Raw genomic sequence first — 26,183 nt, forward strand, 5'->3', positions numbered from 1 at the left:
TTGATCGGTTCATTTTGGATAACATCTTGTCGGCACACAAAATTGCCCGCTGGGAACGATTGTGACGCTCCCCTCTTGAGCGCGGCGCGAGATCAGGCCACGATCCGCTCATGCCTATTTTTGCCGTCCCGCTGCTACTTGCCGCCGCCGCCCCTTATCCTGCTCCGTCGCCGGTTCGCCTGAAGGCAGACGTCACTGCGATGGTCGGCTTCGGTACGCGTCACACCGTGTCGATCACCACCGACCCGAAACGCGGTATCGGTGCCGCCCGAAACTGGGCCGCGAGCCGGTTCCAGGAAATCGCGGCGACGTGTGGCGGTTGCATCACCGTCGATCGCATCTCGCGCCGCTTTACCGGACCACGCGCACCGACCGGTGTGGTGGTCGAGGATGTGCTGGGCATCCAGAAGGGCCGCGATCCGAATCGCGTCGTGATCGTCGGTGCGCATATCGACAGCCGCGTGACCGACGTGATGAACGTCACCTCCGATGCGCCCGGCGCCAACGACAATGCCTCGGGCGTCGCGCTGGTGCTGGAGGCGGCGCGACTGCTGTCGCAACGCCAGTTCGACGCGACGATCGTCTACGCGGTGTTCTCGGGCGAGGAGCAGGGCCTGTGGGGCGCCGAACTGCTCGCCGATACCGCCAAGGCGCGCGGCTGGCAGGTCTCGGCGATGCTCAACAACGACATCGTCGGCAACACGGTCGGGCAGGGCGGCGTACGCTTCGCTGACAAGGTCCGGGTGTTCTCCGAAGGCATCCGCGCGTCGGAGGATCTGGTCGCCCAGCAGGGCCGCCGAGCCGAGGGCGGCGAGGATGACGGGCCCAGCCGCGCGCTGGCCAAGGCGATCGACGGTATCGCGCGCGACATCCCGGGCGGCCTCGACGTGATGATCGATCGCCGGCCGGACCGGTTCGGCCGTGGCGGCGATCACGAGCCGTTCCTGAAGCTCGGCTACCCCGCGGTTCGGTTCTCGGTCGCGGCCGAGAACTGGGATCGCCAGCATCAGGACCTGCGCACCGAAAAGGGCCTGGTCTACGGCGACACGATCGAGGGCATGGACTTCCCGTATCTCGCCAAGGTGACCGCGATCAACGTCGCCACGCTGTCGCGGATCGCCAGCGCCCCCGCGGCACCCGAAGACGTGTCGATCGCAGGCGCCCTGTCCCGCGACACGACGGTGAAGTGGACCGCGGTATCGGGCGCCGCCGGCTATCGCGTGCGGTGGCGTCGCAACGATGCGCAGAGCTGGGCGGAGACTCGCGATGTCACCGGGACCGGGACGGTCCTGACGCAGGTACCGGTGGACGACAATTTCGTCGGCGTGTCTGCTTTGTCGGCGACGGGTGCGGAAAGCCTCGTCAGCTTCGCCGGACGCGACCGCCGACCGACCCGGTAACCGCCCATCGGTCACCTAGGCGGCGGCCGATGCTTTCCAGCGACCATTCGCAAGCGCGCGCGCTTGTTCGACGGGCATCGGGCGACCGAAATAAAAGCCCTGGACGTTGGTACAACCGAACGCCTGCGCCATGAGGTGCTCAGTTTCGGTTTCGACGCCCTCCGCCGTCGTGTCGATGTCGAGGCTCCGGGCGAGCGCGATCACCGCATGGACGATCGCAACCGCTTCGCGCGTCCCGGCGGCGGCGTCCCGCACGAAGCTCCGGTCGATCTTGATCGACGAAAACCGCGTACGACTGAGATACCCCAGCGACGAATGGCCGACGCCGAAATCGTCGAGGCTGAGACGGACGCCGAGATCGAGCAGTCGTTCCAGGACCTTGGTGGCGCCCAGCGCCTCGGTCAGGAACATGCTCTCGGTAACCTCGAGTTCGAGGCGATCCGAGGACAGTCCCGTGTTCGCCAGCGCGGAGGCGACCGTCGTCACGAAATTGGGATTCTGGAGCTGGTCGGCGGACACGTTGACCGCAACGCGGATGTCGGACGGCCATTCCGCAGCTTCCTCGCACGCCGTCCTCAGCGCCCACGCCCCGATCGGCGCGATCAGGCGCGCGTCCTCGGCGAGCGGAATGAACTTTTCGGGGGCGATGATGCCGAACCGCGGACTGGTCCAGCGCAACAGCGCCTCGAACGCGACCAGCCTTTCGCCGCGTGCATCGACGACCGGCTGATACTCAAGGTGCATCTCGCCATTCTCGAGCGCCGTCCGCAGCGCCATTTCGAGAATACGTCGCTCCTCGGCCTTCACGTGCAGCTCGGGCTCGTAGCTGCGATACACTCCCCGACCGGCGTCCTTGGCACGGTAGAGCGCCAAATCGGCGGAGCGGACGAGCATTTCCGCGGTGCGTCCGTCGCGCGGGCCGATCGCGATGCCGACGCTGGCACCGATGTACAGCGTATGCGCGTCGATGTCGTAGGGCTGCGACAGAATCTCGATGATGCGCCGCGCGAGGTCGTCGATCGCTGCGGCATCGGTCGCATCGCGCACGATCACGGCGAATTCGTCGCCGCCGAGGCGTCCACACAAATTACCGTCCGCCATCAAGCCCTCCAGCCGCTCGGACACGCGCCCCAGCAGGCGATCACCGATCGGGTGGCCGAGCGTGTCGTTGACGGCCTTGAACCGATCGAGGTCGAGCATCATGAACGCATACCGGCCGCCCCAACGGTCGGCCTCACCCATCGTCCTGACGAGCGTTTCGTTGATCATCAACCGGTTGGGCAATCCGGTGAGCACGTCGAAGCGGGCCATCCGGTTGATCCGGTCTTCCGATGCACGAAGCTCAGTGATGTCGGATATTACGCCGCGAAATCCGTAGAATTCGCCATCATCGCCAAATCGAGGCGAGGCGGCAATGTCCCACCAGCGAGCCTGGCCGTCGATCGTCACCGGCAGGCTGACGTCGCGGAAGCTTTCGCGTCGCCGCAGCTTTTCCGCCAGCGTTCGCAGTTCGGGCGCGAATTCACCGCTGTCCCAGCTTGGCCCCGCCAGCAACTGGAGCAACGGCATGCCGTCGATAGCACCGGGTTCCAGCCCGCACGCGACCGCAAACCGAGGCGACGCGCGGACGATGCGACGCATGGCATCGGTCTCCCACAGCCAGTCCGCCCCGGTATCCTCGAACTCGCGCAGGAGCAGGCTGACGGTCTCGTCGCGCTCGTTCAGCGTGATCTCGTTGGCGCGGATCAGGACGAGTGCGCGGGCGCGACTGATGCATCCCGCCATCAGCAACAGGGTAAAGCCCAGGATCCCGAATGCCGCCGAGGTCGTGCCGGCGATCAGCAGCTGGATGACCATCGACGCGCCGAGATACCCCAGGAATACCAGCGTCGCGAGCGCCAGCGGTGCCATCGCGAACGCCGCGGCAGTCATCAAGACGGTCAGCGTGATCCCGAGCCCGGCGGTCGTGCCAGATGGCGCATGCGTACAGAACAGGATCGGCACGCACGACCAGCCGAGACCGAGCGCCAAGCCCTCCCACCCGGTCTTGCGCAGATCGCGAACGCTTGCCTGGCTTTCACCGTTGTGGTGGACGGCCAGACGACGGAATCCGACCGCAACGGCGATTGCGACGAGCAGCGCGGACCATGTAGCGATCTGCCATGCGGGGACGGTATCGCGGACGAGGAACCCGGTCACCAGTACCGCCGCGATATTCGCAGCCAGCAGGACCAGCGCCATCTTGCGCCCCGCGAACAGCTGTGCGGCGCGGATCCGGCTCCACTCGACATGATCCGGCCCACCGCCGCGAACTCCCAGCAACGTGGGAATGTCGACGGTCACGCGGCGTGACGGAGAAGGCGGTGCAAGACTCACGGCGTCAGTCATAGATCAGCTTGGTTAGCAGATGGTTCGTATTGCCCGCGGTGAGTGTAATTAAGTTCGGTTTGGGGATAATGCGCATGATCGCGCAAGCTCCTGCCACAGCTCGATTCACATGTCAGCCGTGGCCGGGCTTACGCCGTCTGCTCATAGGCAGGACGGTCTCAGGCTGCGATGTCGTACGGCTTGATGTCGCCGCTGAGGTACAGGTTGCGTGCCTTGGCCCGGCTGAGCTTGCCCGACGAGGTGCGTGGTAGAGTGCGCGGCGGGATCAGTTCGATCAGGCAGTTCATGCCCGTCACCGAACGAACGCGCTCGCGAATCTCGTCGCGCAGGCGCAGGCGTTCGGCTTCGTCCGAGCTGCGGCACTGGACCAGCACGGCGGGGGTCTCCTCGCCACCGGGCGTCGTGATCGCGAACGCGGCGATGTCGCCGGCCTTGAAGCCGGGGAGCTGTTCCACCGCCCATTCGATGTCCTGCGGCCAGTGGTTCTTGCCATTGACGATGATCATGTCCTTGGCGCGGCCGACGATGTAGATGTAGCCGTCGGACATATAGCCCATGTCGCCGGTATCGAGCCAACCGTCCGCCATGCACGCCTCGGTCGCTGCGTCGTCGCGGAAATAGCCGACCATCACCGACTTGCCGCTGCACCACACCTTGCCGATCGCACGCTCGGGGAGCGGCGTACCGTCCTCTTCACGGATCTCGATTCGCATGTCGCGGACCGGCTTGCCGCAGTTCACGATGGCCCGGTAGCGCTGAGGACGGTCCCCGCCGCGCGAGCCGCCCGAAAGCTGCGTTTCCTCGACCAGTTCGACGCGGATGCCTTCGCCCGGCGGCATCAGCGAGACCGCAAGCGTCGCCTCGGCGAGACCATAACTCGGCAGGAATGCGCTCGCCTTGAAGCCTGCGTCAGCGAACGCGTCGACGAACGACTGCATCACGTCGGGACGGATCATGTCGGCGCCGTTACCTGCGACCCGCCAGCGCGACAGGTCGAAACGGTCGCTCGCCTTGGTCTGCGACGACATACGGCGCGCGCAGATATCGTAGCCGAAGGTCGGCGAATAACTGAGCGTTGTGCCTTCGTTGCGGCTGATGAGATCGAGCCAGGCGAGCGGACGGCGCGCGAAATCCTCAGTCTTAAGGTAATCTGTGGAGACCTGGTTGGCGATCGGCGAGAGGAAGCAGCCGACCAGCCCCATGTCGTGATACCAGGGCAGCCAAGAGACACAGCGATCGGTGTCGCAGACCTCCATCCCGTGGCTATGCGCGGCGAGGTTGTTGAGCAGCGCGGCGTGCGTGATGACGACGCCGTGCGGAAAGCGCGTCGAGCCGCTGGAATATTGCAGATACGCGATGTCGTCGGGCTTCGCCTCGGGCAGCGTTGCCGCGGGTGCCTCGCGGGTCGCGAACTCGGACCAGTCGATGCCGACGGTGCCCGACAGGCGCGCGGCCTCGCCCGCCATCTGCGCGAGTTCGGGCGGGAAGATCAGCATCTTCGGGTCGCAACTCGCAAGCTGGACGCGGAGCTGTTCGATGTACGAATCGCGCCCGCCGAATGAGGTCGGCAGCGGCAACGGCACGGGCCACGCGCCGGCATAGACGACACCGAAGAACAGCGCGGCGAACTCGGGACCGGTCTCGGCGACCAGCGCGATGCGATCGGCAGGGGCAACACCGGCGGCGATCAGCCGATCGGCCATCGCGCGGGCGTCGGTACGGAGTTGCGAATAGGGGTAGGGCTGCGACAAGGTGCCGCGCGCGTCGTGAAAGTTAAGCCCACGGTTACCGCTGGCGGCATAATCGAGCGCTTCGCCCAAGGTGCCGAAATCGGCGAAGCGGCGCGGCAGGGCGTCCTGGGTCGGCGTCGCAACGAGTGCCGCTACGGTCATGCCGTCCTTGTTAGCCGTGTCGGTCGTCATCGCAGTTCCTGCCTTGGTTCGTCGCGGCGCTCGAACACACCACGCCTATCTTCAGTCTAGCCGTTCAACTTCGGGTGCCAGTGTGGCACAATGATGGCGTGACCGATGATAGCCACAGCGAAAGCAACGCGTTTCCCCCGTCGCTGGATGCCGGCGACCAGGAAAACGGCGCGTTCGACGATAGCGGCGGCACGAAGCGGCGCGGCGGCAAGGGCTGGGGCAAAGGCGGCGGGAAGGGCGGCGGCAAGGAGCGATCCCGCGAGCGTCCTGCGCCGAAACCGCTCGACGCTGCGGCGTTGGAGCAGATGGCGCTACGCTATGTCGAGCGGTTCGCAACGACGCGGGGCCGCCTGACCGATTACCTGATGCGGAAGATCCGCGAACGGGGCTGGGACGGAGGCACCAACGCGGCGCTGGCCGAGCCCGGCGAACTGGCGCAGCGGATGGCCGATCTCGGCTATGTCGATGACCGGGCCTTTGCCGAGCAACGCGCTGCTGCGATGCAGCGACGCGGGCTGGGCGCTCGCAGAGTCGCCGGCGCATTCCGCGAGGCCGGTATCGATGAAGGCGATGCGGAGTCCGTCGCGCCCGCAATCGCCGACCGCGCCGTCGAATCGGCACTCGCCTTCGCACGACGGAAACGAATCGGCCCTTACGGCACCGGGGACGGCGACCGAAAACTTCATGAGAAACAGCTCGCGGCGATGCTGCGGGCTGGGCACCGGTTCGATCTGGCACGCAAAATTGTTGCTGCACCGCCGTCCGACAGCCCCGAATCGATGGATTTCGACTGAGCGTCGCAACGGATTCATTGCGACTGCGACGAACCGTGCTAGCAAGGCGTTCAGGGGTGTAACAATGCGTAACGACACGCAGCAGGTGCTGACATGCCGGTAGAGGTGGGGCCAGTGGAAGCGGGAACGACGACGCTTGAGGGTGTTGGCGCGGCCGAAACGCGCGCGATCGGCGGCGTTATCAAATGGTTCGACGTCACGCGCGGGTTCGGCTTCGCGGTGGCGGACGACGAGACCGTCGGCGATATCCTCGTGCACTTTTCCGTCCTGCAGGCGCACGGCCGCCGCAGCCTCCCCGAAGGCGCGCGCGTCGAGACGCTGTCGGTCCAACGCGGCCGCGGGTTCCAGGCGCGCGAGATCCTCTCGATCGATCTGACCAACGCGGTCGAGGAGCAGGTCCGGACGCCGGTTTCGCCCGATCGGATCGATCCGATCGCGATGATCGACGCGGCGGGACCGTTCGAGGCAGCGTCGGTGAAATGGTTCAACCGGTTGAAGGGCTATGGCTTTCTGGTACGGGGTGCCGATGGCAGCGACATCTTCGTCCACATGGAAACGCTGCGCCGCGCCGGGATCGAGACGGTCGAACCCGATCAGCCGCTCCGCGCGCGCGTCGTCGAAGGGCGTAAAGGGCCGCTTGCCGTCGCGGTCGAAGAGGATCCTGGATGAATTTCGTTGCGAAGGCGGTGTTGGCCGGGGTGTTGGCGCTGGGCGTCGGCGCCGGGGGTGTCGCGTACATGAATAGCGGCGCAGACTCGGACGTGGCCGTGGTCGTCACGCTGCCGCTGACGATCAAGAGCGCGAACGGGACGCACGCGTTCCAGGTCGAGAGCGCGAAGACAGAGGCCGAGCAGGCGCGCGGACTGATGTTCCGCACCGACCTGACGCCCGACGGCGGCATGCTGTTCTGGCCGTATCCCGCCAAGGGTGGCGAACCCGTGGCGGCGAACTTCTGGATGAAGAATACGCCGAGCCCGCTCGACATCCTCTATATCCGCGCCGACGGCACGATCGCGCGGATCGCCGAGAATACCGTGCCGTTTTCGGAACAGCCCATTCCCTCGGGCGAGCCGGTCGGCGCGGTGCTGGAACTGATGGGCGGCCGCGCTTCGGAGCTGGGGATTGCTGAGGGCGATTTGGTGACGTGGGACAAGAGCGCGAAGTAGGCGCGAACCGTTCGATCGATGGCACCACCCCGGCGAAGGCCGGGGCCCAATTGGGAAGGTCGCTGTAACGGCGAACAGCGCTTCGTTAGCGACGTTACCCAATTGGGCCCCGGCCTTCGCCGGGGTGGAATATGTGACTAGCCGACGTCTCCAGCCAAGTGTTTCCCCGCGAAGGCGGGGACCCAGACTGGGCTCCCGCCTTCGCGGGAGAACAAGGAAGCAGGAACCGTTGCAGGCAAAAGCGTTAAACGACGAACTCCCCCCGGCCAGGGGGAGGATCGTTTAGAATGTCGCGCGACGCCTTCTCCCAACGATCGAGGTTGAAGCCCGCCCCCACTCGCGGTAAGCGCCAGTCATGGGCTTTCTCGCATCGACTTTCACGTGGTGGAACGGCGCCACCCTCGGCACCAAATTCGGCTTGCGCAGCATGGCGAAGAAGGGCGAGGACGCGCTCGGCAACGTCTATTACGAAGGTGGTAAGGACACCGCCGGCAACCCGCGCCGCTGGGTGATCTACCAGGGCGCGACCGACGCGAGCCGCGTGCCGCCGGCGTGGTTTAGCTGGCTGCATCACCAGGTCGACGACGTGCCCGATCGCGCATTGCCGCCGATCCGTGCCTGGCAGAAGCCTGCCGTGCCGAACATGACCGGTACCGCGCTCGCCTATCGTCCTGCCGGTGCGCTCGAAAAGGGTGGCCACCGTGCCGCCGCGACGGGCGATTACGAAGCTTGGACGCCCGAAGGGTGATCATGCGCTGGCTCGCCGCGGCCGTGTTGGTCGTGGCGTTGGCGGTGGGCGGCTGGTTCGGATACCGGGCGATCACTACGCCCGCGACGAAGGTAGCCGCGGTCCAGCAGGACCTGCCGGGCGCTGACGAGCAGGGCAATTCCTCGATCGAGACGATCGATACCGGCGCCGCCGCGATCGCCAATGGCGGCACGCCGATGGCGCAGCGCGTCGCGGTGCTCGGTCTGCTCAACAAACGTAACGGCGAAACCCGCGAAGTGAGGCTCAAGCCCGGCCAGGCGACGCGCATGGGCGACGTCGTGCTGCGGTTGCGCGCGTGCGAGCAGACCGCGCCGTGGGAGCAGGAGCAGCTGACCGGCGCGTTCGTGCAGGTACTGGTGCGCGGCGTCGACACGCATTGGCGCCGGACCTTCTCCGGCTGGCTGTACAAGGAACGCCCCGCGCTAAACGCGGTCCAGCATCCGATCTACGACGTCTGGACCAAGAGCTGCGCGATGACCTTCCCGGAGACCGGCCCCGATACTGCGCCGCCCGCCGAAGCCTTGCCGGCCAAGCGATCGAGCGCGCGGAAATCGCCGGCTGCCGAGGATACCCCGCCGCCGGAGGATGGCTTGAGCGCTCCATCGAGCGCGGCGCCCAGCAACGCGACGTAATCCGCGCGCTCGATCTCGACCGCTCCGAGCGAGGCGAGATGCGAGGTCTGGAACTGGCAGTCGAGCAGCGTGAACCCGCCGGTCCGCAGCCGCGCGACGAGGTGCGCGAGCGCGACCTTTGACGCGTCGGTGGCGCGGCTGACCATGCTTTCACCGAAAAAAGCGCGGCCGAGCGACAGGCCGTAGAGCCCGCCGACCAGCTTGCCGCCGTCCCAGCATTCGACCGAATGCGCGAACCCCATCGCGTGCAGCGTCTGGAAGACGCGCTCTATGCCGTCGTTGATCCACGTCTCGGGGCGACCTTCGACGCTCTCCGCGCAGAGCTGCACGACGCGTTCGAACGCAGTGTCGACGGTGACCTGGAACCGGTCCGCGGCGATCGTCTTCCTGAGCGAGCGCGAGAGCTGGAACCCGTCGAGCGGCAGGACCGCGCGGCGGCGCGGCTCCACCCAGTATACGCTGGCGGCGTCGCGGCTGTCCGCCATCGGGAACACGCCGACCGAATAGGCGCCGAGCACGAGTTGAGGGTCTAAAACGTCGCTCATGCGGTGAGCCGGTGTTCGATCCGGCGCCAGAGGTCCGCAAACGCCTGCGCCGCGGCGGACTTCGGCGCGAAAACCCCGACCGGCGCGCGCTTGACCGCCATCGACTCGATGTTGCTCGCCATCGGGATCACCGGCCAGTCGGGGTGGCGGGCCAGCGCCTCGGCATGCAGTGCACGGCGCTTATCGACCATCACGTGGACCGGCAGCAGCGGCGTGCGGCCGCCCAGATGCTGGACCACCGCGTCGTACGCGCGGGTCGAGAGCGGCGAGGGGATCACTGGAATGACGATAAGATCGGCCGCGCGCATTACCTGGTCCGCGGTCTCTGTCAGCCCCGGCGGACAGTCGAGGATCACGCGGTCGTAGGCGGCAAGCTCGGACAGGAGCTTGGCGAGCCGCTTTTTCTTGTCCATTTCATGGAACAGCTGGTCGAGGCCGCGTAGCGACGCGTCGGCGGCGATCAGGTCGAGATGCGGGTAGGCGGTCGGCCGCGCCTGCTTGGCGACCGCGACGTCCTTCGAGAACATCGCCTGCGCTTGGTCGACTTTACCCCCGGCTCCATGGGGTCCGCCGAGCACCCAGGTGCACGCCGCCTGCGGATCCAGATCCCAGAGCAGCGTGCGGCGCGCTGACAATGTCGCGGCGCACCACGCCAGGTTCACCGAAAGTGTCGTCTTTCCGACGCCGCCCTTGAGGCTGTAGATCGCAACGGTTGCCATCAGACTAGCGTGCCGGTCTGCGGCGATCAGGGCAAGGGTGTGCGGCGCAAAGAAAAACGGCCGGCGGATGATCCGCCGGCCGTTTCGTCATTCGTAAACGTAGAAACTTACGCGTGGCAAATCTGCGCCGACTTGCCCGGTGCGGTCAGCGTGACGCTCGATTCATCGCCGGTCATCGACCAGCCGCCCTCGGCGGTCTTCGGCGAACCGGCAACGTCCGACTTCAGCGTCGTCGCGGGGCCGTCCTTCTTGGTCTTGACCACGGCCTGCTTGTCGCCCTGGAAGAACGTCACGTAGAGCAGGCTGTTGTCCTTGCAGCGCAGCGTCTTCTCTGACTTGATCGCAGGCGGCAGCTCGACCGGCGCGGCGTTGGCGAGCGTGTTCGCCATCGGATCGGGATTGCTATCCAGCACTTCGGGCGTAGCGGGCTTGGAGTTGCAGGCTGCCAGCACGAGCAGCGCGGCGACGGCGGTCATGGGGAGGATTTTCATAGCGGGACCTCGCTTCGCGCATGCAGCATGGAGCGTCAAGGCTTATGGTTTGCGGTACCATCGCGTCGCGACGGACAGGGAAGCGACGAACGGGGTGGGACGAGTGTTGGATCGGACGGTTCGCGTCATTCGCGTAGTGGACGATCCTGCTTCGCGACATCGCCTGGGGGATGGAGACGGTCTTCGACCATCGCCAGCGGAGTCGCGATGTGCGCTGCTATCAGGGTATCGCCGACGGTCTCCATCAGGTCCGAAGCTTCCGTCAACAGAGCCAAGGCATGCCGATATTTGTCCACGAACCCTGCTCCAATCGATGTTAGCTTTGTCAGCATTGATCGCGCCACTCTTAACATGGATCATATGTTCGAGGGAATGAACCTTGAATGAAAAGTGCGTCATCAATCCCCGGATTTCGCGAGGAGGCATTTAACGCCCGAAACTTTCGCTCGCTTGCTCCGGGCGAGGCGTCACGCCACATAGCGGGCATGCACACGACACCTGACACGCTCGCCCTGATCGGCAATACCCCGCTCGTTCGCCTGAAAGGGCCCAGCGAGGCGACCGGCTGCGATATCTTCGGCAAGTGCGAATACGCCAACCCCGGGGCATCGGTGAAGGATCGCGCGGCGCTGTTCATCGTCGAGGATGCGGAGCAGCGCGGCTTGCTCCAACCCGGCGGGACGATCGTCGAGGGCACCGCGGGCAATACCGGGATCGGCCTCGCGCTGGTGGCGAACGCCAAGGGCTACAAGACGATCATCGTCATGCCCGAGACGCAGAGTCGCGAGAAAATGGATACGTTGCGCGCGCTCGGCGCCGAACTGGTGCTGGTGCCGGCCGCGGCATTCTCGTCGCCATGCCATTTCGTCCACACGTCGCGGCGCATCGCCGAGGAAACGCCGGGCGCGATCTGGGCAAACCAGTTCGACAACACCGCCAATCGCCGCGCGCATATCGTCGGAACCGCGGAGGAAATCTGGTCGCAGATGGGCGGGCGGATCGACGGCTTTACCTGCGCGGCGGGAACCGGCGGCACGATCGCCGGGGTCGGGCTGGGGCTCAAGGCGAAGGACGAGAGCGTCTGCATCGCGCTCAGTGATCCACACGGTGCGGCGCTGTATAATTACTACGCGCATGGCGAGTTGAAGGCGGAAGGATCTTCGGTCGCCGAAGGGATCGGGCAGGGGCGTATCACCGCCAATCTGGAGGGAGCGCCGATCGATACGCAGTTCCGGATTTCCGACCAGGAGGGCTATGCCTGGGTCCGTCGCCTGCTCGACGAGGAGGGGCTCTGCCTCGGGCTGTCGTCCGGGATCAATGTCGCCGGTGCAGTGGCGCTGGCCAAGCACCTGGGGCCCGGCAAGCGGATCGCGACGATCCTGTGCGATACCGGATTCCGCTATCTTTCGACGCTGTACGATCCCGAATGGCGCCAGGCGAAGGGTCTGGCTTGAGCGGTCCGGTTCCCCAGAATCGACAGAAGCGCGGCAGTCGGGTATCGAGGTAGGGCAAGATGAAGTTACCCCACGAACCTTCCCAGACCATGCAGCGCATCAAGGTCGGCATGATCGGCCTCGCCGCGGTCGTGCTGCTGATCGGTCTCGCGAGCGCGATTATCGGTTCGACGAATCGCGAGCGGCCGGTCGCGACCGCGGGGACCGCGCAAGCCGACGTGGTGGCGAACATGGGCGTCTCGAACGTTACCGAAGCCGCCGGAGCGGGCGAGCCGCTCGCGGAAATGGGCGTGGCGCCGAGCGCCAACGCGCAGGCACCCGCGCAGTAACTGCTGCCTCCTTGCTCCCTCCCTGGAAGGGAGGGGCTGGGGGTGGGTTGGTTTTCCGCATACCTGAACGCGAGTGGCTCGATCGGGCCGACCCGCCCCCGACCCCTCCCTTCCAGGGAGGGGAGAGCGTTACCCCTTGGTAACATCTGGCGTGCGTTGGCTTCGACCATCTGAGGAGCTTCCGCACTTCATCCCGGATATCCCCAGTAGTCAAAACAGTCGGCAGCACTTTCACATCCAGTCTGCCCGCAAATCCCCCCAGACTGAGCATCGCAATTGCGGTGAAATCCGTCCGATCCCCAAAAATCCCGTTGCGTCCCCGAAGCGCTATGGTAGATGGAGGTTAATACAGGGGCATTTTCATCGTTCGCTGAAAACGCGGTCGAAAGGTAGCGATGGCTGTCTTTCGAAGCGGTGAAGCGTGCGCGCCAGTTCGAAGGGTTTTGGCGTGTCGGTACGGGGTCGCTATCAGGGAGACGGTATCGGCCTTGTCGACGACAAGGGCCGGGTAGCCATCCCCTCGGCACTCCGCACGATGCTCTCGGCAAATGCGCCCAAGGCGAACGGCAAGGACGGCGGGACCATCATCATCGGCGCGCATCAGAAGAATCGCTGTCTGGTCGCGTATGATCCCGGTTACGTCGACATTCTCGCCGAGCGCCTCGATCGCCGCGAATCCGAGAACACGTCCGAGAACGGCGAGTACGACTACAACATCAAGCGCGCCGCAGCGTCCGGCGAAGCGGTGCCGTTCGACGGCTCCGGTCGCTTCATCATGCCCGCGTTCCCGCGCTTCTATGCGGGCATCAAGGGCCATGCGTTCTTCTACGGCGTGCTCGACTACATCGAGATCTGGGACCCCGCGACGCTGATCGCCACCGACGGCATGCCCCCCGTCGTCAAGGAGATGGCGCGCTTCTACATGGCCGAGAAGGGGGTGCAGCTGTGAGTTCCCCCGACGCTCCGCACATCCCCGTTCTGCTCGACGAAGTCCTGGCCGCGCTTTCCCCCGAGCCCGGCGAGACGATGCTCGACGGCACGTTCGGCGCGGGCGGCTACACGCTGGCGTTGCTCAAGTCGGGCGCGCGGATCGTCGCGTTCGACCGCGATCCCGACGCGATCGCCAATGGTCGCGCGATGGAAGAGGCCGAAGAAGGCCTGACGCTGATCGCCGCGGACTTCTCGGCGATGGCGTCCGAGCTCGAGACGCGTGGCCTCGCGCCGGTCGACGGCGTGACGCTCGATATCGGCGTGTCGTCGATGCAGCTCGACCAGGCCGAGCGCGGCTTCTCGTTCCAGTCGGATGGCCCGCTCGACATGCGGATGGCGCAGGCCGGCATGTCGGCGGCGGATTTCGTCAACGAGGCGGACGAGAACGAGATCGCCGACGTGCTGTATCAGTACGGCGACGAGCCCAAGTCGCGTCGCGTGGCCCGCGCGATCGTCGCGGCGCGCCCGCTGACGCGGACCGGCGAGCTGGCGCACATCGTCCGCCGCGCGCTCGGCTACAAGGCGCACGACAAGAAGGACCCCGCGACGCGGGCGTTCCAGGCGATCCGGATCCACGTGAACCGCGAGCTTGGCGAACTCGCCGACGGGCTGCTGGCGGCCGAGCGCGTGCTGAAACCCGGTGGCCGGCTCGCGATCGTGACGTTCCACAGCCTCGAGGACCGGATGGTGAAGCGCTTCCTGCGCACGCGCTCCGGCGGCTCGCCTTCAGGTTCCCGTCATCTTCCGCAGGTGAAAGCCGTTGCGGAACCTAGTTTTTCTCATGTCGGCCGCGGTGTTCGCGCCGGCGAGGCCGAGATCGCACGCAACCCGCGCGCGCGCTCGGCGACATTACGGACGGCGCGGCGGACAGCCGCTTTACCCTGGACGGAAGAGGTGACGACATGACGGCGGCGTATCGGATGAAGGGTGTGGGCTGGTTCGGGGGCTGCGTGGCCGTCGTGCTCGGTTTCTACCTCGTGTCGCTGCAGGTCGCCGCCGAGCGCAAGAAGCTGGAGGCGGTCAATGGTCAGATCCGCTCGGCGCAGCGCGACATCCGCGCGCTTGAGACCGAGTTCGATACGCGGGGCAATCTGGCGCAGCTCGAGCGCTGGAATGGCGACACGCTGGCGCTGTCGGCACCGACGGCGGGCCAGTTCGTCGTGAGCGAGGCCGCGCTCGCGGCGCTCGACGTCAACAGCCTGCGCGCGGACGGGGTCCAGACCGCCGCGCTGCTGGTGCCGTCGGGGGCGGGGTCCGTCGTCTCCACCTCGATCGTGCCGGTTACCGCTGCTCCTGCCGTGGTGAAGCTTGCTCCGGTGCAGATGGCGCAGGTTACCGCACCGCGCGCGATGAACGTCGCGATCCAGGCCGCGTCGAAGACCGCGCTGAAGCCGGTCGTGATCCGCGCGTCGGTATCGACGCCGCGCTCCGCGGAGGCCGCGCTCGTCCGCGCCGCCAAGACAGAGCGCCTCGCAGCAGTGGCCAAGGTCCGGCCGCAGGCGGTTGCGATGCTCGACCGCAAGCTCCTGTCCGACACGACGCTGGGTGACATCATGAGCGGCGCCCGCTCCGAGAGCCGTAAGCGGCGGTGACCGCCTTGGTCGCCCGGCCCGTCTCGCAGCAACGTAGCGCCAACCAGCGTCATGCACTGGTAGCGACGGCGCACACGCGCCTGATGATGCTGATGTTCCTGTTCGGAGCGGCGGTGCTGGTGGTGGTCGGTCGACTCGGGATGCTGGCGGTACAGGCGTCGCTCGCCGATCCGCAGGCGCGCTCGGCGGCGATCGCGGCACGCGGCGACATCGTCGATCGCAACGGCGCGCCGCTCGCGCGGACGATCGATGCGTGGACGATCGCGGTACACCCGAAAAAGCTGATCGGCGATCCGACCGAGATCGCCAGCAAGCTCGCCGCGCTGATGCCCGAGGCGGGTGACCAGGCGCATTATTATGCGCTGCTGACGTCGGGCAAGAGCTTCATCTATCTCCAGCGGCGCGCGTCGCCGGCGCTGGTCGAGCAGGTCAATGCGATCGGCGAGCCCGCGATCGTGTTCGACCGCGATACGCAGCGGCTGTATCCGCAGTCGACGATGGCGGCGCATGCGCTCGGCTTCCTGTCGACCGCGGGCCACGGCATGAGCGGGATGGAGCGCGTGCTCGACGAGCGGCTGACCAATCCGGCGCTCAACGGCACGCCGGTCGCGCTGTCGCTCGACAACCGCGTCCAGGCGGCGATGGAGAGCGAACTCGGCCGCGCGATGACGACGTTTTCCGCGCGAGGGGCGGGCGGCATCGTCCTCGACGTCGCGACTGGCGAAGTGATCGCGATGGTCTCGTTGCCCACGTTCAATCCCAACCGCGTCGGCATGTCGGGCAGCGAACAGCTCCGCAACATTACTACGCAGAGCGTGTTCGAGCTCGGCTCGACGTTCAAGCCGATCACGATGGCGACCGCGATGGACACGGGTGTCGTCACATCGTTCGCGCGGCGTTTTGATGCGACGCATCCGCTCCAGGTCGGGCGCTTCACGATCCATGACGAGCGCGGCGATCCTAAGCGTTGGCTCAACATGGCCGAGACGCTGATCTATTCGTCGAACATCGCCACCGCGCGGGTTGCGGACGAGGTCGGACCCGCGAAGATGCAGGCGATGTTCAAGAAATTGGGCTTCGACACCAAGCCCGATATCGAACTGCGCGAGAAGGGCCGTCCGTTGTGGCCGAAATACTGGGCGCGGACGACGACGATGACCACCGCCTATGGCCACGGCATCGCGGTGACTCCGCTGCATCTGGCGAGCGCGTATGCGGCTTTGGTCAATGGCGGGATCTGGCGGCCGGCGACGTTGCTGAAGGTCGCGCCGGGGCATGCGGTTGCCGGTCGTCGCGTCATCAGCGAGCAGACGAGCGCGCGGATGCGGCAGATGCTGCGGCTGATCGTGCAGCGCGGCACTGGTCGCAAGGGCGATGCGCCGGGTTATCGCGTCGGTGGCAAGACCGGCACGGCCGAGGCGGCGGTTTCGGGCGGCTACGATCATTCGCGCAACGTCGCGACGTTTGCCGCGGCGTTCCCGATGGATGCGCCGCGCTATGTCGTGCTGGCGATGCTCGATTCGCCGCTCGGCACGAAGGAAACCGCCGGGTGGAAGACTGCGGCGTGGAACACCGCGCCGGTGGTCGGCCGGACGATCTCGCGCGTCGGTGCGATCCTGGGCGTGGTGCCCGACGCGCACCGCGACATCGACGTGTCTGACATCCTGCCGACTTTGTGGCAGGACCCGTCGCGTACACAGCCGACCGGGCAATGAGGACTATTGCATGAAACTCGCAGCGCTGACCGACGGGACGGAAGAGGCGCAGGTGACGGGGTTCGCGATCGATCACCGCAAGGTCGCGCCGGGCACGGTGTTCGGCGCGTTCGAAGGCGCGCGCGTGAATGGCGAGGATTATATCGAGGACGCGATCCGCTCCGGCGCGATCGCGGTGGTTGCGCGACCGGGGCTGACGGTCGAGGGCGCCGCGTACATCGCCGATGACAATCCCCGCGAGCGGTTCGCGCAACTGGCCGCGAGGTTCTTCGCGCCGTTCCCCACGACGTCGGTCGCGATCACCGGGACCAACGGGAAGACATCGTGCGTAGAGATGACCCGCCAGTTGTGGCGGATGGCGGGGTTCCATGCGGCATCGATCGGCACGCTGGGCGTGACGACCGCCGACGAGCGGGTGACGACCGGGCTGACCACGCCGGACGTGGTGACGTTCCTGTCGAACGTGGCGGGGCTCGCGCGCGAAGGCGTGACGCATCTGGCGTTCGAAGCGTCGAGCCACGGGCTGACGCAGTATCGGACCGAGGGGCTGAAGGTGGCCGCGGCGGCGTTCACGAACCTCAGCCGTGATCACCTCGATTATCACGGTGACATGGCGGCGTATTTTACGGCCAAGATCCGGTTGTTCTCTGAAGTGCTCTCGACCGACGGCGCAGCGGTTGTCTGGGCCGACGATCCTCAATCGGCACGGGTGATCGACTTGGCACGGGAGCGTGGCAATCGGTTGGTGACGGTCGGAACGCAGGGCGAGACGCTGCGGCTGGTCGGCCGCGATCCGACCTTGCTGGGGCAGGGACTGACGATCGAGGCCGACGGCCAGACGTACAAGGTCACCTTGCCGCTGATCGGCGCGTACCAGGCGGCGAACGCGCTGGTATCAGCCGGGCTGGTGATCGCAACCGGCGGCGACGTGGCCGCGACGATCGCCAACCTCGCGCGGTTGCAGCCGGTCCGCGGGCGGCTGGAACGCGCCGTGATCGCGAAGTCGGGTGCGCCGGTCTACGTGGATTACGCCCACACTCCCGACGCTCTCGAAGCGGCAATCGCTGCGCTCAAGCCGCACGCAGGCGGCAAACTTATCGTGGTATTTGGGGCAGGCGGCGATCGCGATACCGGCAAGCGTGAGACGATGGGGCAGGTCGCGGTGCAACACGCCGACCGCGTCATCGTCACCGACGACAATCCTCGGACCGAGGACGCGCGGGCTATCCGCTGCGACGTGCTGAAGGGCGCGCGGGGGGCTGAAGAGATTGGCGACCGGCGGGCGGCGATCGGCGCAGCGGTGCGCGAGGCTGGGCCCGAAGACATCGTCCTGATCGCCGGCAAGGGGCATGAGCAGGGGCAGATCGTCGGCGACATGGTCCTGCCGTTCGATGACGTGACCGTCGCGCGGGAGTGCGTGGCGTGAGGGAGGCTATCTTCTTCCCCCCTCTAGCTAGCGGGAGGGGCCGGGGGTGGGCTCGCGGGTTCGGCCAACGTTGCCCTTCGTCGATAGCGCGCGCCCACCCCCCGACCCCCTCCCGTTTGCGGGAGGGGGGGAAGTGAGCCTGTGGACTTCGGCGGAGATCGCAGCCGCTACCGGTGGTGTGGCGTCTGGCGACTTCGCCGTCACTGGCGTGGCCTTCGACTCGCGCGAAGTCGGTCCCGGCGATCTCTTCATCGCGATGAAGGGCGAGGCCAGCGATGGCCACCTCTTCCTCGACCAAGCCTTCGCCCAAGGCGCGACGGGCGCGATCGTGTCCGAGCCTTGCGACCATCCGCACGTTCTCGTCGCCGACAGCTTCGTCGCGTTGCAGGCGCTTGGGCGGGCAAGTCGGGCTCGGAGCGGTGCGAAGATCATCGGCGTCACCGGCTCGGTCGGCAAGACCAGCGCGAAGGAGGCGCTCTTCGCCTGCCTCGACCGCGCCGCCCCCGGCAACGTCCACCGGTCGGTCAAGAGTTACAACAACCACACCGGCGTGCCGCTGAGCCTCGCCCGGATGCCGCGCGACGCAAAGTTCGGCGTGTTCGAGATGGGGATGAACCACGCCGGTGAGCTCGCCGAGCTGACCCAACTCGTCCGGCCGCATATCGCGATGATCACGGCGATCGCGCCTGCGCATACCGCGTTCTTTCCCGACGAGAGCGCGATCGCCGATGCCAAGGGGGAGATCTTTGCCGGGCTCGAACCGGACGGGACCGCGATCGTCCCCTATGACAGCCCGCACCGCGATCGGCTGCTCGGACACGCCGTACCCCATGCCGCGCATATCGTGACGTTCGGCAGCGAGAAGGGCGCCGATGTCCGCGCGATCGAGGCGATGCGGCTGCCGACTGGCGGGACGTTCGTCACCGCGCGGATGGGGCAGGGGGCCGAGCACGAGCTGAGCTTCACGATCGCGCAGCCCGGCGCGCACTGGGTGTCCAATGCGCTTGGCGTTCTTGCGTGCGTGCGAGCGGCCGGGGGTGATCTCGGGCTGGCTGGACTCGCGCTGGCCGAACTTGGTGGGCTGCAAGGTCGCGGTGCGCGGTCGCTGGTGACCGTCGGCGACGGGCAGGCGCTGGTGATCGACGAGAGCTACAACGCCAACCCCGCTTCGATGGGCGCGACGCTCAGCGTCCTTGGCCATGAGCCCGGTCGTCACATCGCGGTACTCGGCGAGATGCGCGAGCTGGGCGAGGGCTCCGACGACTATCACGCCGCTCTCGCCGAGCCGATCCTTGCCGCGCGCGTCGAAATGGCGCTGCTCGTCGGTGAAGCGATGGCACCGTTAGCGCAGGTGCTTGAGGGACAGATCGAAACCGTCCATGTGGGCGACGCTGCGGCCGCGCTCGCGTCGTTACGGACGATCCTGGCGCCCGGCGATGTCGTGCTCGTCAAGGGATCGAACGGGGTTGGCCTCGCGCGCGTCGTAGCGGGTCTCCAGGCTGGCCTCAAAGGCGGGATTAACTGAATGTTGTACTGGCTCGCCGAGCATCTGGGATTTCCCGGTCTGCTGAACCTCATCCGGTATCAGACGGTGCGGACCGGTGGCGCGGTCGCGACCGCGCTGATCATTGGCCTGATCATCGGGCCGAAGTTCATCGGCTGGTTGCGCGTGCGGCAGGGCAAGGGCCAGCCGATCCGCGCCGACGGCCCGCAGTCGCATCTGTCGAAGCGCGGGACGCCGACGATGGGCGGGCTGATGATCCTGACCTCGATGTGCCTCGCCATCTTCCTGTGGATGGACCTGAGCAACCCGTATGTTTGGGCGTGCCTGTTCGTGACGCTCGGCTTCGGCACGATCGGGTTCCTCGACGACTATGACAAGGTGCGCAAGGCGAGCACTGCGGGGATCAGCGGGCGCACGCGGTTGCTGCTCGAGTTCATCATCGCCGGTGTCGCCGCGACGATCATCATGTCGCAGAACGGGCCGCATCTGTATTTGCCGTTCACGTCGCGCATGTATCTCGATCTCGGCTGGTTCTTCCCGGTGTTCGCGGCGTTCACGATCGTGTCGTTCGGTAATGCGGTGAACCTGACGGATGGGCTCGACGGGCTGGCGACGATGCCGGTGATCATCGCCAGCGTCGCGTTCATGGTGATCGTGTACCTGGTCGGCAACGTGAAGTTCGCGGACTATCTCGGCATTCCGCACGTCCCTCGCGCGGGTGAGTTGGCGATATTCTGCGGGGCGATCGTTGGCGCGGGGCTCGCGTTCCTGTGGTTCAATGCGCCGCCGGCCGCGGTGTTCATGGGCGATACCGGTTCGCTGGCCTTGGGCGGTGCGCTGGGGACGATCGCGGTCGTCGCGCATCATGAGATCGTGCTGGGGATCATCGGCGGGCTGTTCGTGATCGAGGCGCTGTCGGTGATCATCCAGGTTTTCTTCTACAAACGCACCGGCAAGCGCGTGTTCCGGATGGCGCCGATCCACCATCATTTCGAACAGCTTGGCTGGGCCGAGGCGACGGTGGTGATCCGGTTCTGGATCATTGCGTTGGTGCTGGCGCTGGTCGGCCTTTCGACGTTGAAGCTGCGGTGATCGTTGCGAAGGCCTGGCGCGGGAAACGCTATGCGGTGCTGGGGTTGGCGCGGTCCGGGGCTGCGACTGTGCGGGCGTTGGTGGCTGGCGGTGCGCAGGTCGTCGCGTGGGACTCCGACGAGGCGAAGCGCGCCGCCTTCGCTCCCTCTCCCCTGCGGGGAGAGGGTTGGGGTGAGGGGCAGCCCAGCAATGCTGCGCCTGGAACGGCCCCTCACCCAACCCTCTCCCCGGAGGGGAGAGGGCTTTTAGAAGTCGCGCCGCTCGATGATCTCTCGGGCTTTGACGCTTTAGTCGTATCGCCAGGAGTGCCTCTCAACACGCACCCGCTAGCCGCCGCCGCACGTGCAGCGGGCGTGCCCGTCATCGGCGATATCGAACTCTTCGCGCAGGCCCGCGCAGACCTCCCCCCGCACAAGGTCGTCGGCATCACGGGGACCAACGGCAAGTCGACCACCACCGCGCTCGTCCACCACATCCTCAAGACTGCCGGCGTCCCCACGCTGATGGGCGGCAATATCGGCCTGCCGATCCTCGAACAGGAAGCGCTCCCTGAGGGCGGCGTCTACGTGCTCGAACTGTCGAGCTACCAGATCGACCTGACGCAGAAGCTCGATTGCGACGTCGCGGTGTTGCTCAACATCACGCCGGATCATCTCGATCGCTATGACGGCTTCGAAGGCTATGCCGCCTCGAAAGCGCGGCTGTTCGCGATGCAATCGGCCGAGCATGACGCCGTCATCGGCATCGGCGACACGCTGTCCGCCGAGATCGCGCGCGGGTTGTCGGGGAAGGGCGAGCATCTCACCAAGATCGCTCCGGGCGTGTGCATGGATCAGAGCGATTGGCCGACGCTCCAGGGCCCGCACAACGCACAGAATGCGCTCGCCGCGATCGCTGTGGTCAAGGCGCTGGGCGTCAGCGAAGTCGACATCGACCGCGGCCTGACGAGCTTCACGGGCCTGCCGCATCGTATGGAGCAGATCGCCTCGTACGCCGGCGTCGCCTATGTCGACGACAGCAAGGCGACCAATCCCGAGAGCACCGCACCGGCTTTGGCCGCGTTCGACCGGGTCCACTGGATCGTCGGCGGCCGTGCGAAGGGCGATGACCTCGACGCCTGCAAGCCCGCCTTCGGCCACGTCGTCCATGCCTACACGATCGGCGAGGCCGGCCCGAAATTCGCCGAAATCCTGAAAGACTTCATGCCCGTCGAGAACGTCGGCACGCTCGACGCTGCCGTCCGGGCCGCCGCCGCAAACGCCAAGCCCGGCGACACTGTCTTGTTATCCCCAGCCTGTGCTAGCTTCGACCAGTTTCGCGATTACGAAGCGCGCGGGGCCGCGTTCCGCGCCGCGGTGGAGTCGCTGGCATGACCGATATTCGCGCTGGAAGGATCGACGTTAGGGCCGATATGGGCACACCGAAGACCAGCATCGTCGCGAAGATGAAGCGGCGCGGCGGGCGGGGCGATCAGTCGCCGCTCGGCACGTGGTTCTGGGATATCGACCGGATGCTGCTGCTGCTGACGCTGTTCCTGATCGCGATCGGCCTGATTGCGGTCGCCGCCGCATCGCCGGCGAGCGCGGTTCGCTATTCGGGCGAGCATCACAAGATCGCGCCGCTCTACTATTTCTGGCGGCAGTTGATGTGGGTCGGCGTGTCGCTCCCCGTGCTGTTCGGCGTGTCGATGATGCCCGTCTCGATGGCGCGGCGGATGGCGATCGGCGGGTGCGCGCTGTTCGTGCTGATGCTTATGGTGACGCCGTTCATCGGGGTCGAGGCGAACGGCGCGCGGCGCTGGCTCGGCGTCGGGTTCGCGCAGTTCCAGCCATCGGAGTTCCTGAAGCCGCTGTTCATCGTCACCGTCGCGTGGCTGTTGTCGCTGCGTGCGAAGGATGCCGAGCTGCCGACCGTGCTGATCACCGGCGCGATGACCGCGGGCGTCGCGGTGCTGCTGATGCTGCAACCCGATTTCGGGCAGACGATCATCTTCTGCTCGGTCTGGATGGCGCTGCTGATGATCGCGGGGACGCCGGCCAAGGTGATGCTCGGCCTCGTCGCGATGGCGCCGGCGGGGCTGATCGCAGCGTATGTGTTCTACGGCGTGGCGCGGTCGCGGATCGATGCGTTCCTGTTTCCGGGTGTCGAGGGCGAGGGCGCGGGCGACCATTTCCAGACGAATGCCGCACATAATACGCTGACCGCGGGCGGCTGGACCGGCACCGGTCCCGGAGCGGGTGCGGCGAAGTTTGGACTGCCCGAGGCGCATACCGACTATATCTTCTCGGTGATCGGCGAGGAATTCGGCTTGATCGCGTGCTCGGTGATCGCCGTGATCTTCCTTGCGATCGTGGTGCGCGTGTTCGTCAAGCTGCTGGACGAGCAGGACGAATTCAAATTGCTCGCGTCCGCCGGCCTCGCCACGCAGTTCGGCGCGCAGGCTCTGGTCAGCATGGCGGTGAACACGGGCCTCGCGCCATCGAAGGGTATGACGCTGCCGTTCATCAGCTATGGCGGGTCGTCGATGATCGCGTTGTCGGTCGGCATGGGGTTGCTGCTGGCGTTTACCCGGCGCAATCCGTTTCTCACGCGGAGCCCCTATGTCGTCCGCTGGAGTGGTGAATGAGTAAGCATTACGTCCTCGCAGCCGGTGGCACGGGTGGACACATGGTCCCGGCAGCGGCGCTCGCGGCTGAACTGACCAAGCGCGGCCACCGTGTCGCGCTGGTCAGCGATGCGCGTGGCGTACGCTTTCCGGGGCTGTTCGAGGACATCCAGACGCATGTCCTGCCGGCTGGGCGCTTTACCGGCGGGCCGCTCGGCTGGGCTCGGGCCACGCGGGAGATGTGGCGCGGGCGGGCGATGGCGCGCGAGCTGTACCGGACGTTCAAGCCCGCCGCAGTGATCGGCTTTGGCGGATACCCTGCATTGCCAGCGTTGCTGGCGGCGTTCGCGGACAAGATTCCGACCGCGGTGCACGAGCAGAACGCGGTGCTGGGGCGTGTGAACCGCTTCGTCGCGGGGCGCGTGGACGCGATCGCGACCTCGTCCGAGCCGACCGAGCGCCTCGCACCGAAGCTGCTGGGCAAGGCGCATCTGGTCGGCAACCCGGTGCGCGAGGCGGTGCTGGCGTTGCGCTCGCGGCCGTATCCGTTGCTGGAGGAGGATGGGATTTTCCGCGTGCTCGTGACCGGTGGCAGCCAGGGGGCGAGCATCCTGTCTCAGGTCGTGCCTGACGGACTGGCGATGCTGCCGGTGACGTTTCGGCGGCGGTTGCAGGTGACTCATCAGGCGCGGATCGAGGATATCGATGCGGTCCGCGCCAAGTACGCCGAGCATCATATTCCGGCCGAGCTGGCGACGTATCTGCCGGATATGCCCGAGCAGCTGGCCTGGGCGCATCTGGTGATCGCACGCGCTGGGGCGTCGACGATTTCGGAACTGACCGCGGCGGGGCGTCCTGCAATCCTGGTGCCGTTGCCGGGGGCGACCGACGATCATCAGACCGTGAACGCGCGCGAGATCACGCGGGCGGGCGGCGCGCGGACGATCGCGCAGGGAGACTTTACCGCAGTGGAACTGGCCAAGCAGATGCAGAAACTCGGGCTCGATCCGGCGGCGTTGCAGAATGCGGCGGGCCGCGCGCGGAGTTGCGGGCGGCCGAATGCGGCGAGCGATCTGGCCGATCTGGTCGAGAGCCTCGACGCGCCATTGTCGCGCATCCCTGTCGGTGCGCCCTCGAAGCCCAAGGCGCAGTTCGCATGAAGGGTGTCGCTACGGATATTGGCACGATCCACTTCGTCGGCATCGGCGGGATCGGCATGTCGGGCATCGCCGAGGTGATGAAGAACCTCGGCTACCGCGTGCAGGGATCGGACGTGGCCGAGGGCTATGTCGTGCAGGGATTGCGCGACAAGGGCATTCCGGTCGCGATCGGTCACGCTGCGTCGAACATCGGCGACGCCGCGGTGGTGGTCGTGTCGACGGCGATCGTGCGCTCTAACCCGGAGGTCGAGGCGGCGTTGAATGCGCGCGTACCGGTGGTGCGGCGCGCTGAAATGCTGGCCGAACTGATGCGGTTGAAGTCGACCGTCGCGGTGGCGGGCACGCATGGGAAGACGACGACGACCTCGATGGTGGCGGCTCTGCTCGATGCGGGCGGGGTCGATCCGACGGTGATCAATGGCGGGATCATCAACTCGTACGGCTCGAACGCGCGGCTGGGCGCGAGCGACTGGATGGTGGTCGAGGCGGACGAAAGCGACGGCAGCTTCCTGCGGCTTGACGGGACGATCGCGGTCGTCACGAACATCGATCCCGAGCATCTCGATCATTACGGATCGTTCGACGCAGTGAAGGATGCCTTCGTCGAGTTCGTCGAGAACGTGCCGTTCTACGGCGCGGCGTTGCTGTGCCTCGATCATCCGGAGGTGCAGGGGATCCTGCCGCGGGTGCGCGATCGTCGGGTCGTGACGTACGGTTTCTCGGCGCAGGCGGATGTGCGCGGCGTCGAGGTTACGCCGATCCCGGGCGGCAACCGCTTCGATTGCGTGGTGCGCGAACGGGATGGCGCGACGCGGACGATCATGGGAATCGAGATGCCGATGCCGGGGCGGCACAACGTCCAGAATGCGCTGGCGGCGATCGGGGTGGCGCTGGAGCTCGGGATTGCGGATGCGACGATCCAGCAGGGGTTCGCCAAGTTCGGCGGCGTGAAGCGGCGGTTCACCAAGGTCGGCGAAGTGGCTGGCGTCACGATCATCGACGATTACGGGCATCACCCGGTCGAGATTCGGGCCGTGCTGGCGGCAGCGCGCGAGGGCGTGAAGGGTCGCGTGATCGCAGTGGTCCAACCGCATCGCTATTCGCGGTTGGGCAATCTGATGGAGGATTTCCAGACTGCGTTCAACGACGCGGATCGGGTGCTGGTGACGCCGGTCTACGCGGCGGGCGAGGCGCCTGTGGAGGGCGTCGATGCGGCGGCTCTGGTCGAGGGGTTGAAGCGGCGCGGGCACCGGTTCGCGGGTGTGGTTGCTGACGCTGACGCGCTGGCGGTGGAACTGGCGGCGACGATCGAGGCTGATGACATGGTCGTGTGCCTAGGGGCTGGCGATATCACCAAGTGGGCGGCTGGGCTTGCCGATGCGATCGCGGCTCAGCGCGCGAAGGTGCTGGCGTGAGCGCTCGCGCTTCTGCTCCCCTTCCGCTTGCGGGAGGGGTCGGGGGAGGGGCTTCGGCCTCCCCCGACGGTACGG

The 26,183-nt window shown here is 66.5% G+C and carries 24 protein-coding genes and 1 pseudogene; 19 read left to right on the top strand and 6 right to left on the bottom strand.

Features of this window, described 5'->3' with window-relative positions:
- Window positions 1–110: 110 nt before the first annotated feature.
- Window positions 111–1,400 (top strand): M20/M25/M40 family metallo-hydrolase, encoded by a 1,290-nt coding sequence (locus C8J25_RS03000; protein ID WP_107952150.1) that lies wholly within the window; start codon window positions 111–113, stop codon window positions 1,398–1,400.
- A gap of 15 nt (window positions 1,401–1,415) precedes the next feature.
- Here C8J25_RS03000 and C8J25_RS03005 read toward each other — a convergent pair whose 3' ends face one another.
- Window positions 1,416–3,788, bottom strand: a complete 2,373-nt coding sequence (locus C8J25_RS03005) for a putative bifunctional diguanylate cyclase/phosphodiesterase (RefSeq protein ID WP_107952151.1) — start codon at window positions 3,786–3,788, stop codon at window positions 1,416–1,418.
- 158 nt (window positions 3,789–3,946) lie between these two features.
- On the bottom strand, window positions 3,947–5,710 hold the full coding sequence (locus C8J25_RS03010) for a fatty acyl-AMP ligase (RefSeq protein WP_107952152.1): 1,764 nt from the start codon (window positions 5,708–5,710) through the stop codon (window positions 3,947–3,949).
- A 98-nt stretch (window positions 5,711–5,808) separates the two neighbouring features.
- On the opposite strand from C8J25_RS03010, the gene C8J25_RS03015 reads away from it, so the two are divergent.
- The 5 genes and pseudogenes from C8J25_RS03015 to C8J25_RS21020 form a co-directional block, all read left to right on the top strand.
- On the top strand, window positions 5,809–6,504 hold the full coding sequence (locus C8J25_RS03015) for a regulatory protein RecX (RefSeq protein ID WP_341871517.1): 696 nt from the start codon (window positions 5,809–5,811) through the stop codon (window positions 6,502–6,504).
- A 93-nt stretch (window positions 6,505–6,597) separates the two neighbouring features.
- Window positions 6,598–7,173: a cold-shock protein gene (locus tag C8J25_RS03020; protein WP_107952153.1), complete on the top strand. Its 576-nt coding sequence runs from the start codon at window positions 6,598–6,600 to the stop codon at window positions 7,171–7,173.
- A gap of 68 nt (window positions 7,174–7,241) precedes the next feature.
- The gene (locus tag C8J25_RS03025) at window positions 7,242–7,670 is read left to right on the top strand and encodes a DUF192 domain-containing protein (RefSeq protein ID WP_208622510.1); all 429 of its coding nucleotides are present in this window, start codon (window positions 7,242–7,244) and stop codon (window positions 7,668–7,670) included.
- Between the two features lie 355 nt (window positions 7,671–8,025).
- A complete protein-coding gene (locus C8J25_RS03030) occupies window positions 8,026–8,418 on the top strand; it encodes an NADH:ubiquinone oxidoreductase subunit NDUFA12 (RefSeq protein WP_056060269.1) in 393 nt (130 codons plus the stop codon).
- Window positions 8,419–8,615: 197 nt separating this feature from the next.
- Window positions 8,616–8,849: pseudogene (locus tag C8J25_RS21020) on the top strand (DUF2155 domain-containing protein); the annotation flags it as partial.
- A gap of 35 nt (window positions 8,850–8,884) precedes the next feature.
- Here C8J25_RS21020 and aat read toward each other — a convergent pair.
- The 4 genes from aat to C8J25_RS20600 all read right to left on the bottom strand — a co-directional run bounded on the left by aat (window position 8,885) and on the right by C8J25_RS20600 (window position 11,101).
- Window positions 8,885–9,616 carry a leucyl/phenylalanyl-tRNA--protein transferase gene (aat, locus tag C8J25_RS03040; RefSeq protein ID WP_107952155.1) on the bottom strand — a complete coding sequence of 244 codons (732 nt, stop codon included), beginning with the start codon at window positions 9,614–9,616 and terminating at the stop codon, window positions 8,885–8,887.
- Window positions 9,613–10,335, bottom strand: a complete 723-nt coding sequence (locus C8J25_RS03045) for a ParA family protein (protein ID WP_107952156.1) — start codon at window positions 10,333–10,335, stop codon at window positions 9,613–9,615. Before C8J25_RS03045 ends, aat begins: the two co-directional genes overlap by 4 nt.
- A gap of 107 nt (window positions 10,336–10,442) precedes the next feature.
- Window positions 10,443–10,826, bottom strand: a complete 384-nt coding sequence (locus tag C8J25_RS03050; protein WP_056060259.1) for a hypothetical protein — start codon at window positions 10,824–10,826, stop codon at window positions 10,443–10,445.
- Between the two features lie 125 nt (window positions 10,827–10,951).
- Window positions 10,952–11,101: a hypothetical protein gene (locus C8J25_RS20600; RefSeq protein WP_167397643.1), complete on the bottom strand. Its 150-nt coding sequence runs from the start codon at window positions 11,099–11,101 to the stop codon at window positions 10,952–10,954.
- A 210-nt stretch (window positions 11,102–11,311) separates the two neighbouring features.
- Between C8J25_RS20600 and C8J25_RS03055 the strand changes: the two genes are divergently transcribed.
- From C8J25_RS03055 to murC, 13 genes are all read left to right on the top strand, one after another.
- Window positions 11,312–12,280, top strand: a complete 969-nt coding sequence (locus tag C8J25_RS03055) for a cysteine synthase A (RefSeq protein WP_107952157.1) — start codon at window positions 11,312–11,314, stop codon at window positions 12,278–12,280.
- Window positions 12,281–12,369: 89 nt separating this feature from the next.
- Window positions 12,370–12,609, top strand: coding sequence for a hypothetical protein (locus tag C8J25_RS03060; RefSeq protein WP_093399599.1), 240 nt, complete (start codon window positions 12,370–12,372; stop codon window positions 12,607–12,609).
- A gap of 421 nt (window positions 12,610–13,030) precedes the next feature.
- Window positions 13,031–13,558 (top strand): division/cell wall cluster transcriptional repressor MraZ, encoded by a 528-nt coding sequence (locus C8J25_RS03065; RefSeq protein WP_243643328.1) that lies wholly within the window; start codon window positions 13,031–13,033, stop codon window positions 13,556–13,558.
- Window positions 13,555–14,505 carry a 16S rRNA (cytosine(1402)-N(4))-methyltransferase RsmH gene (gene rsmH, locus C8J25_RS03070; protein WP_107952159.1) on the top strand — a complete coding sequence of 317 codons (951 nt, stop codon included), beginning with the start codon at window positions 13,555–13,557 and terminating at the stop codon, window positions 14,503–14,505. Before C8J25_RS03065 ends, rsmH begins: the two co-directional genes overlap by 4 nt.
- Window positions 14,502–15,191: a hypothetical protein gene (locus C8J25_RS03075; protein ID WP_060526689.1), complete on the top strand. Its 690-nt coding sequence runs from the start codon at window positions 14,502–14,504 to the stop codon at window positions 15,189–15,191. The genes rsmH and C8J25_RS03075 overlap by 4 nt, the downstream gene beginning before the upstream one ends.
- Window positions 15,188–16,906 (top strand): peptidoglycan D,D-transpeptidase FtsI family protein, encoded by a 1,719-nt coding sequence (locus C8J25_RS03080; RefSeq protein WP_056486659.1) that lies wholly within the window; start codon window positions 15,188–15,190, stop codon window positions 16,904–16,906. Before C8J25_RS03075 ends, C8J25_RS03080 begins: the two co-directional genes overlap by 4 nt.
- A gap of 10 nt (window positions 16,907–16,916) precedes the next feature.
- Window positions 16,917–18,332 carry a UDP-N-acetylmuramoyl-L-alanyl-D-glutamate--2,6-diaminopimelate ligase gene (locus tag C8J25_RS03085; protein WP_107952160.1) on the top strand — a complete coding sequence of 472 codons (1,416 nt, stop codon included), beginning with the start codon at window positions 16,917–16,919 and terminating at the stop codon, window positions 18,330–18,332.
- Window positions 18,333–18,465: 133 nt separating this feature from the next.
- Window positions 18,466–19,857: a UDP-N-acetylmuramoyl-tripeptide--D-alanyl-D-alanine ligase gene (locus C8J25_RS03090; protein ID WP_107952161.1), complete on the top strand. Its 1,392-nt coding sequence runs from the start codon at window positions 18,466–18,468 to the stop codon at window positions 19,855–19,857.
- Entirely contained in the window at window positions 19,858–20,928 is a 1,071-nt protein-coding gene (mraY, locus tag C8J25_RS03095; protein WP_056051331.1) for a phospho-N-acetylmuramoyl-pentapeptide-transferase, read from the top strand.
- Window positions 20,925–22,301 (top strand): UDP-N-acetylmuramoyl-L-alanine--D-glutamate ligase, encoded by a 1,377-nt coding sequence (gene murD / locus C8J25_RS03100; RefSeq protein ID WP_107952162.1) that lies wholly within the window; start codon window positions 20,925–20,927, stop codon window positions 22,299–22,301. The genes mraY and murD overlap by 4 nt, the downstream gene beginning before the upstream one ends.
- Before the next feature lie 71 nt (window positions 22,302–22,372).
- Complete coding sequence (locus C8J25_RS03105; RefSeq protein ID WP_060526809.1) at window positions 22,373–23,554, top strand: FtsW/RodA/SpoVE family cell cycle protein; 1,182 nt, start codon at window positions 22,373–22,375, stop codon at window positions 23,552–23,554.
- Window positions 23,551–24,693 carry an undecaprenyldiphospho-muramoylpentapeptide beta-N-acetylglucosaminyltransferase gene (gene murG / locus C8J25_RS03110; protein WP_056486645.1) on the top strand — a complete coding sequence of 381 codons (1,143 nt, stop codon included), beginning with the start codon at window positions 23,551–23,553 and terminating at the stop codon, window positions 24,691–24,693. Before C8J25_RS03105 ends, murG begins: the two co-directional genes overlap by 4 nt.
- Window positions 24,690–26,108: a UDP-N-acetylmuramate--L-alanine ligase gene (murC, locus tag C8J25_RS03115; protein WP_107952163.1), complete on the top strand. Its 1,419-nt coding sequence runs from the start codon at window positions 24,690–24,692 to the stop codon at window positions 26,106–26,108. The genes murG and murC overlap by 4 nt, the downstream gene beginning before the upstream one ends.
- Window positions 26,109–26,183: the final 75 nt, after the last annotated feature.

It is taken from the genome of Sphingomonas faeni (assembly GCF_003053745.1).
Taxonomy (GTDB): domain Bacteria; phylum Pseudomonadota; class Alphaproteobacteria; order Sphingomonadales; family Sphingomonadaceae; genus Sphingomonas; species Sphingomonas faeni.

Excerpts from the sequence above, each read along its gene's own strand:
- C8J25_RS03010 (WP_107952152.1), bottom strand. The coding sequence starts at position 5,710 with ATGACGACCGACACGGCTAACAAGGACGGCATGACCGTAGCGGCACTC.
- C8J25_RS03085 (WP_107952160.1), top strand. The coding sequence starts at position 16,917 with ATGAAACTCGCAGCGCTGACCGACGGGACGGAAGAGGCGCAGGTGACG.
- C8J25_RS03020 (WP_107952153.1), top strand. The coding sequence starts at position 6,598 with ATGCCGGTAGAGGTGGGGCCAGTGGAAGCGGGAACGACGACGCTTGAG.
- C8J25_RS03050 (WP_056060259.1), bottom strand. The coding sequence starts at position 10,826 with ATGAAAATCCTCCCCATGACCGCCGTCGCCGCGCTGCTCGTGCTGGCA.
- C8J25_RS03055 (WP_107952157.1), top strand. The coding sequence starts at position 11,312 with ATGCACACGACACCTGACACGCTCGCCCTGATCGGCAATACCCCGCTC.
- C8J25_RS03105 (WP_060526809.1), top strand. The coding sequence starts at position 22,373 with ATGAAGCGGCGCGGCGGGCGGGGCGATCAGTCGCCGCTCGGCACGTGG.
- mraY (WP_056051331.1), top strand. The coding sequence starts at position 19,858 with ATGTTGTACTGGCTCGCCGAGCATCTGGGATTTCCCGGTCTGCTGAAC.
- C8J25_RS03045 (WP_107952156.1), bottom strand. The coding sequence starts at position 10,335 with ATGGCAACCGTTGCGATCTACAGCCTCAAGGGCGGCGTCGGAAAGACG.
- murC (WP_107952163.1), top strand. The coding sequence starts at position 24,690 with ATGAAGGGTGTCGCTACGGATATTGGCACGATCCACTTCGTCGGCATC.
- C8J25_RS03030 (WP_056060269.1), top strand. The coding sequence starts at position 8,026 with ATGGGCTTTCTCGCATCGACTTTCACGTGGTGGAACGGCGCCACCCTC.
- C8J25_RS03060 (WP_093399599.1), top strand. The coding sequence starts at position 12,370 with ATGCAGCGCATCAAGGTCGGCATGATCGGCCTCGCCGCGGTCGTGCTG.
- C8J25_RS03075 (WP_060526689.1), top strand. The coding sequence starts at position 14,502 with ATGACGGCGGCGTATCGGATGAAGGGTGTGGGCTGGTTCGGGGGCTGC.
- C8J25_RS03000 (WP_107952150.1), top strand. The coding sequence starts at position 111 with ATGCCTATTTTTGCCGTCCCGCTGCTACTTGCCGCCGCCGCCCCTTAT.
- C8J25_RS03025 (WP_208622510.1), top strand. The coding sequence starts at position 7,242 with ATGAATAGCGGCGCAGACTCGGACGTGGCCGTGGTCGTCACGCTGCCG.
- murG (WP_056486645.1), top strand. The coding sequence starts at position 23,551 with ATGAGTAAGCATTACGTCCTCGCAGCCGGTGGCACGGGTGGACACATG.
- aat (WP_107952155.1), bottom strand. The coding sequence starts at position 9,616 with ATGAGCGACGTTTTAGACCCTCAACTCGTGCTCGGCGCCTATTCGGTC.
- C8J25_RS03005 (WP_107952151.1), bottom strand. The coding sequence starts at position 3,788 with ATGACTGACGCCGTGAGTCTTGCACCGCCTTCTCCGTCACGCCGCGTG.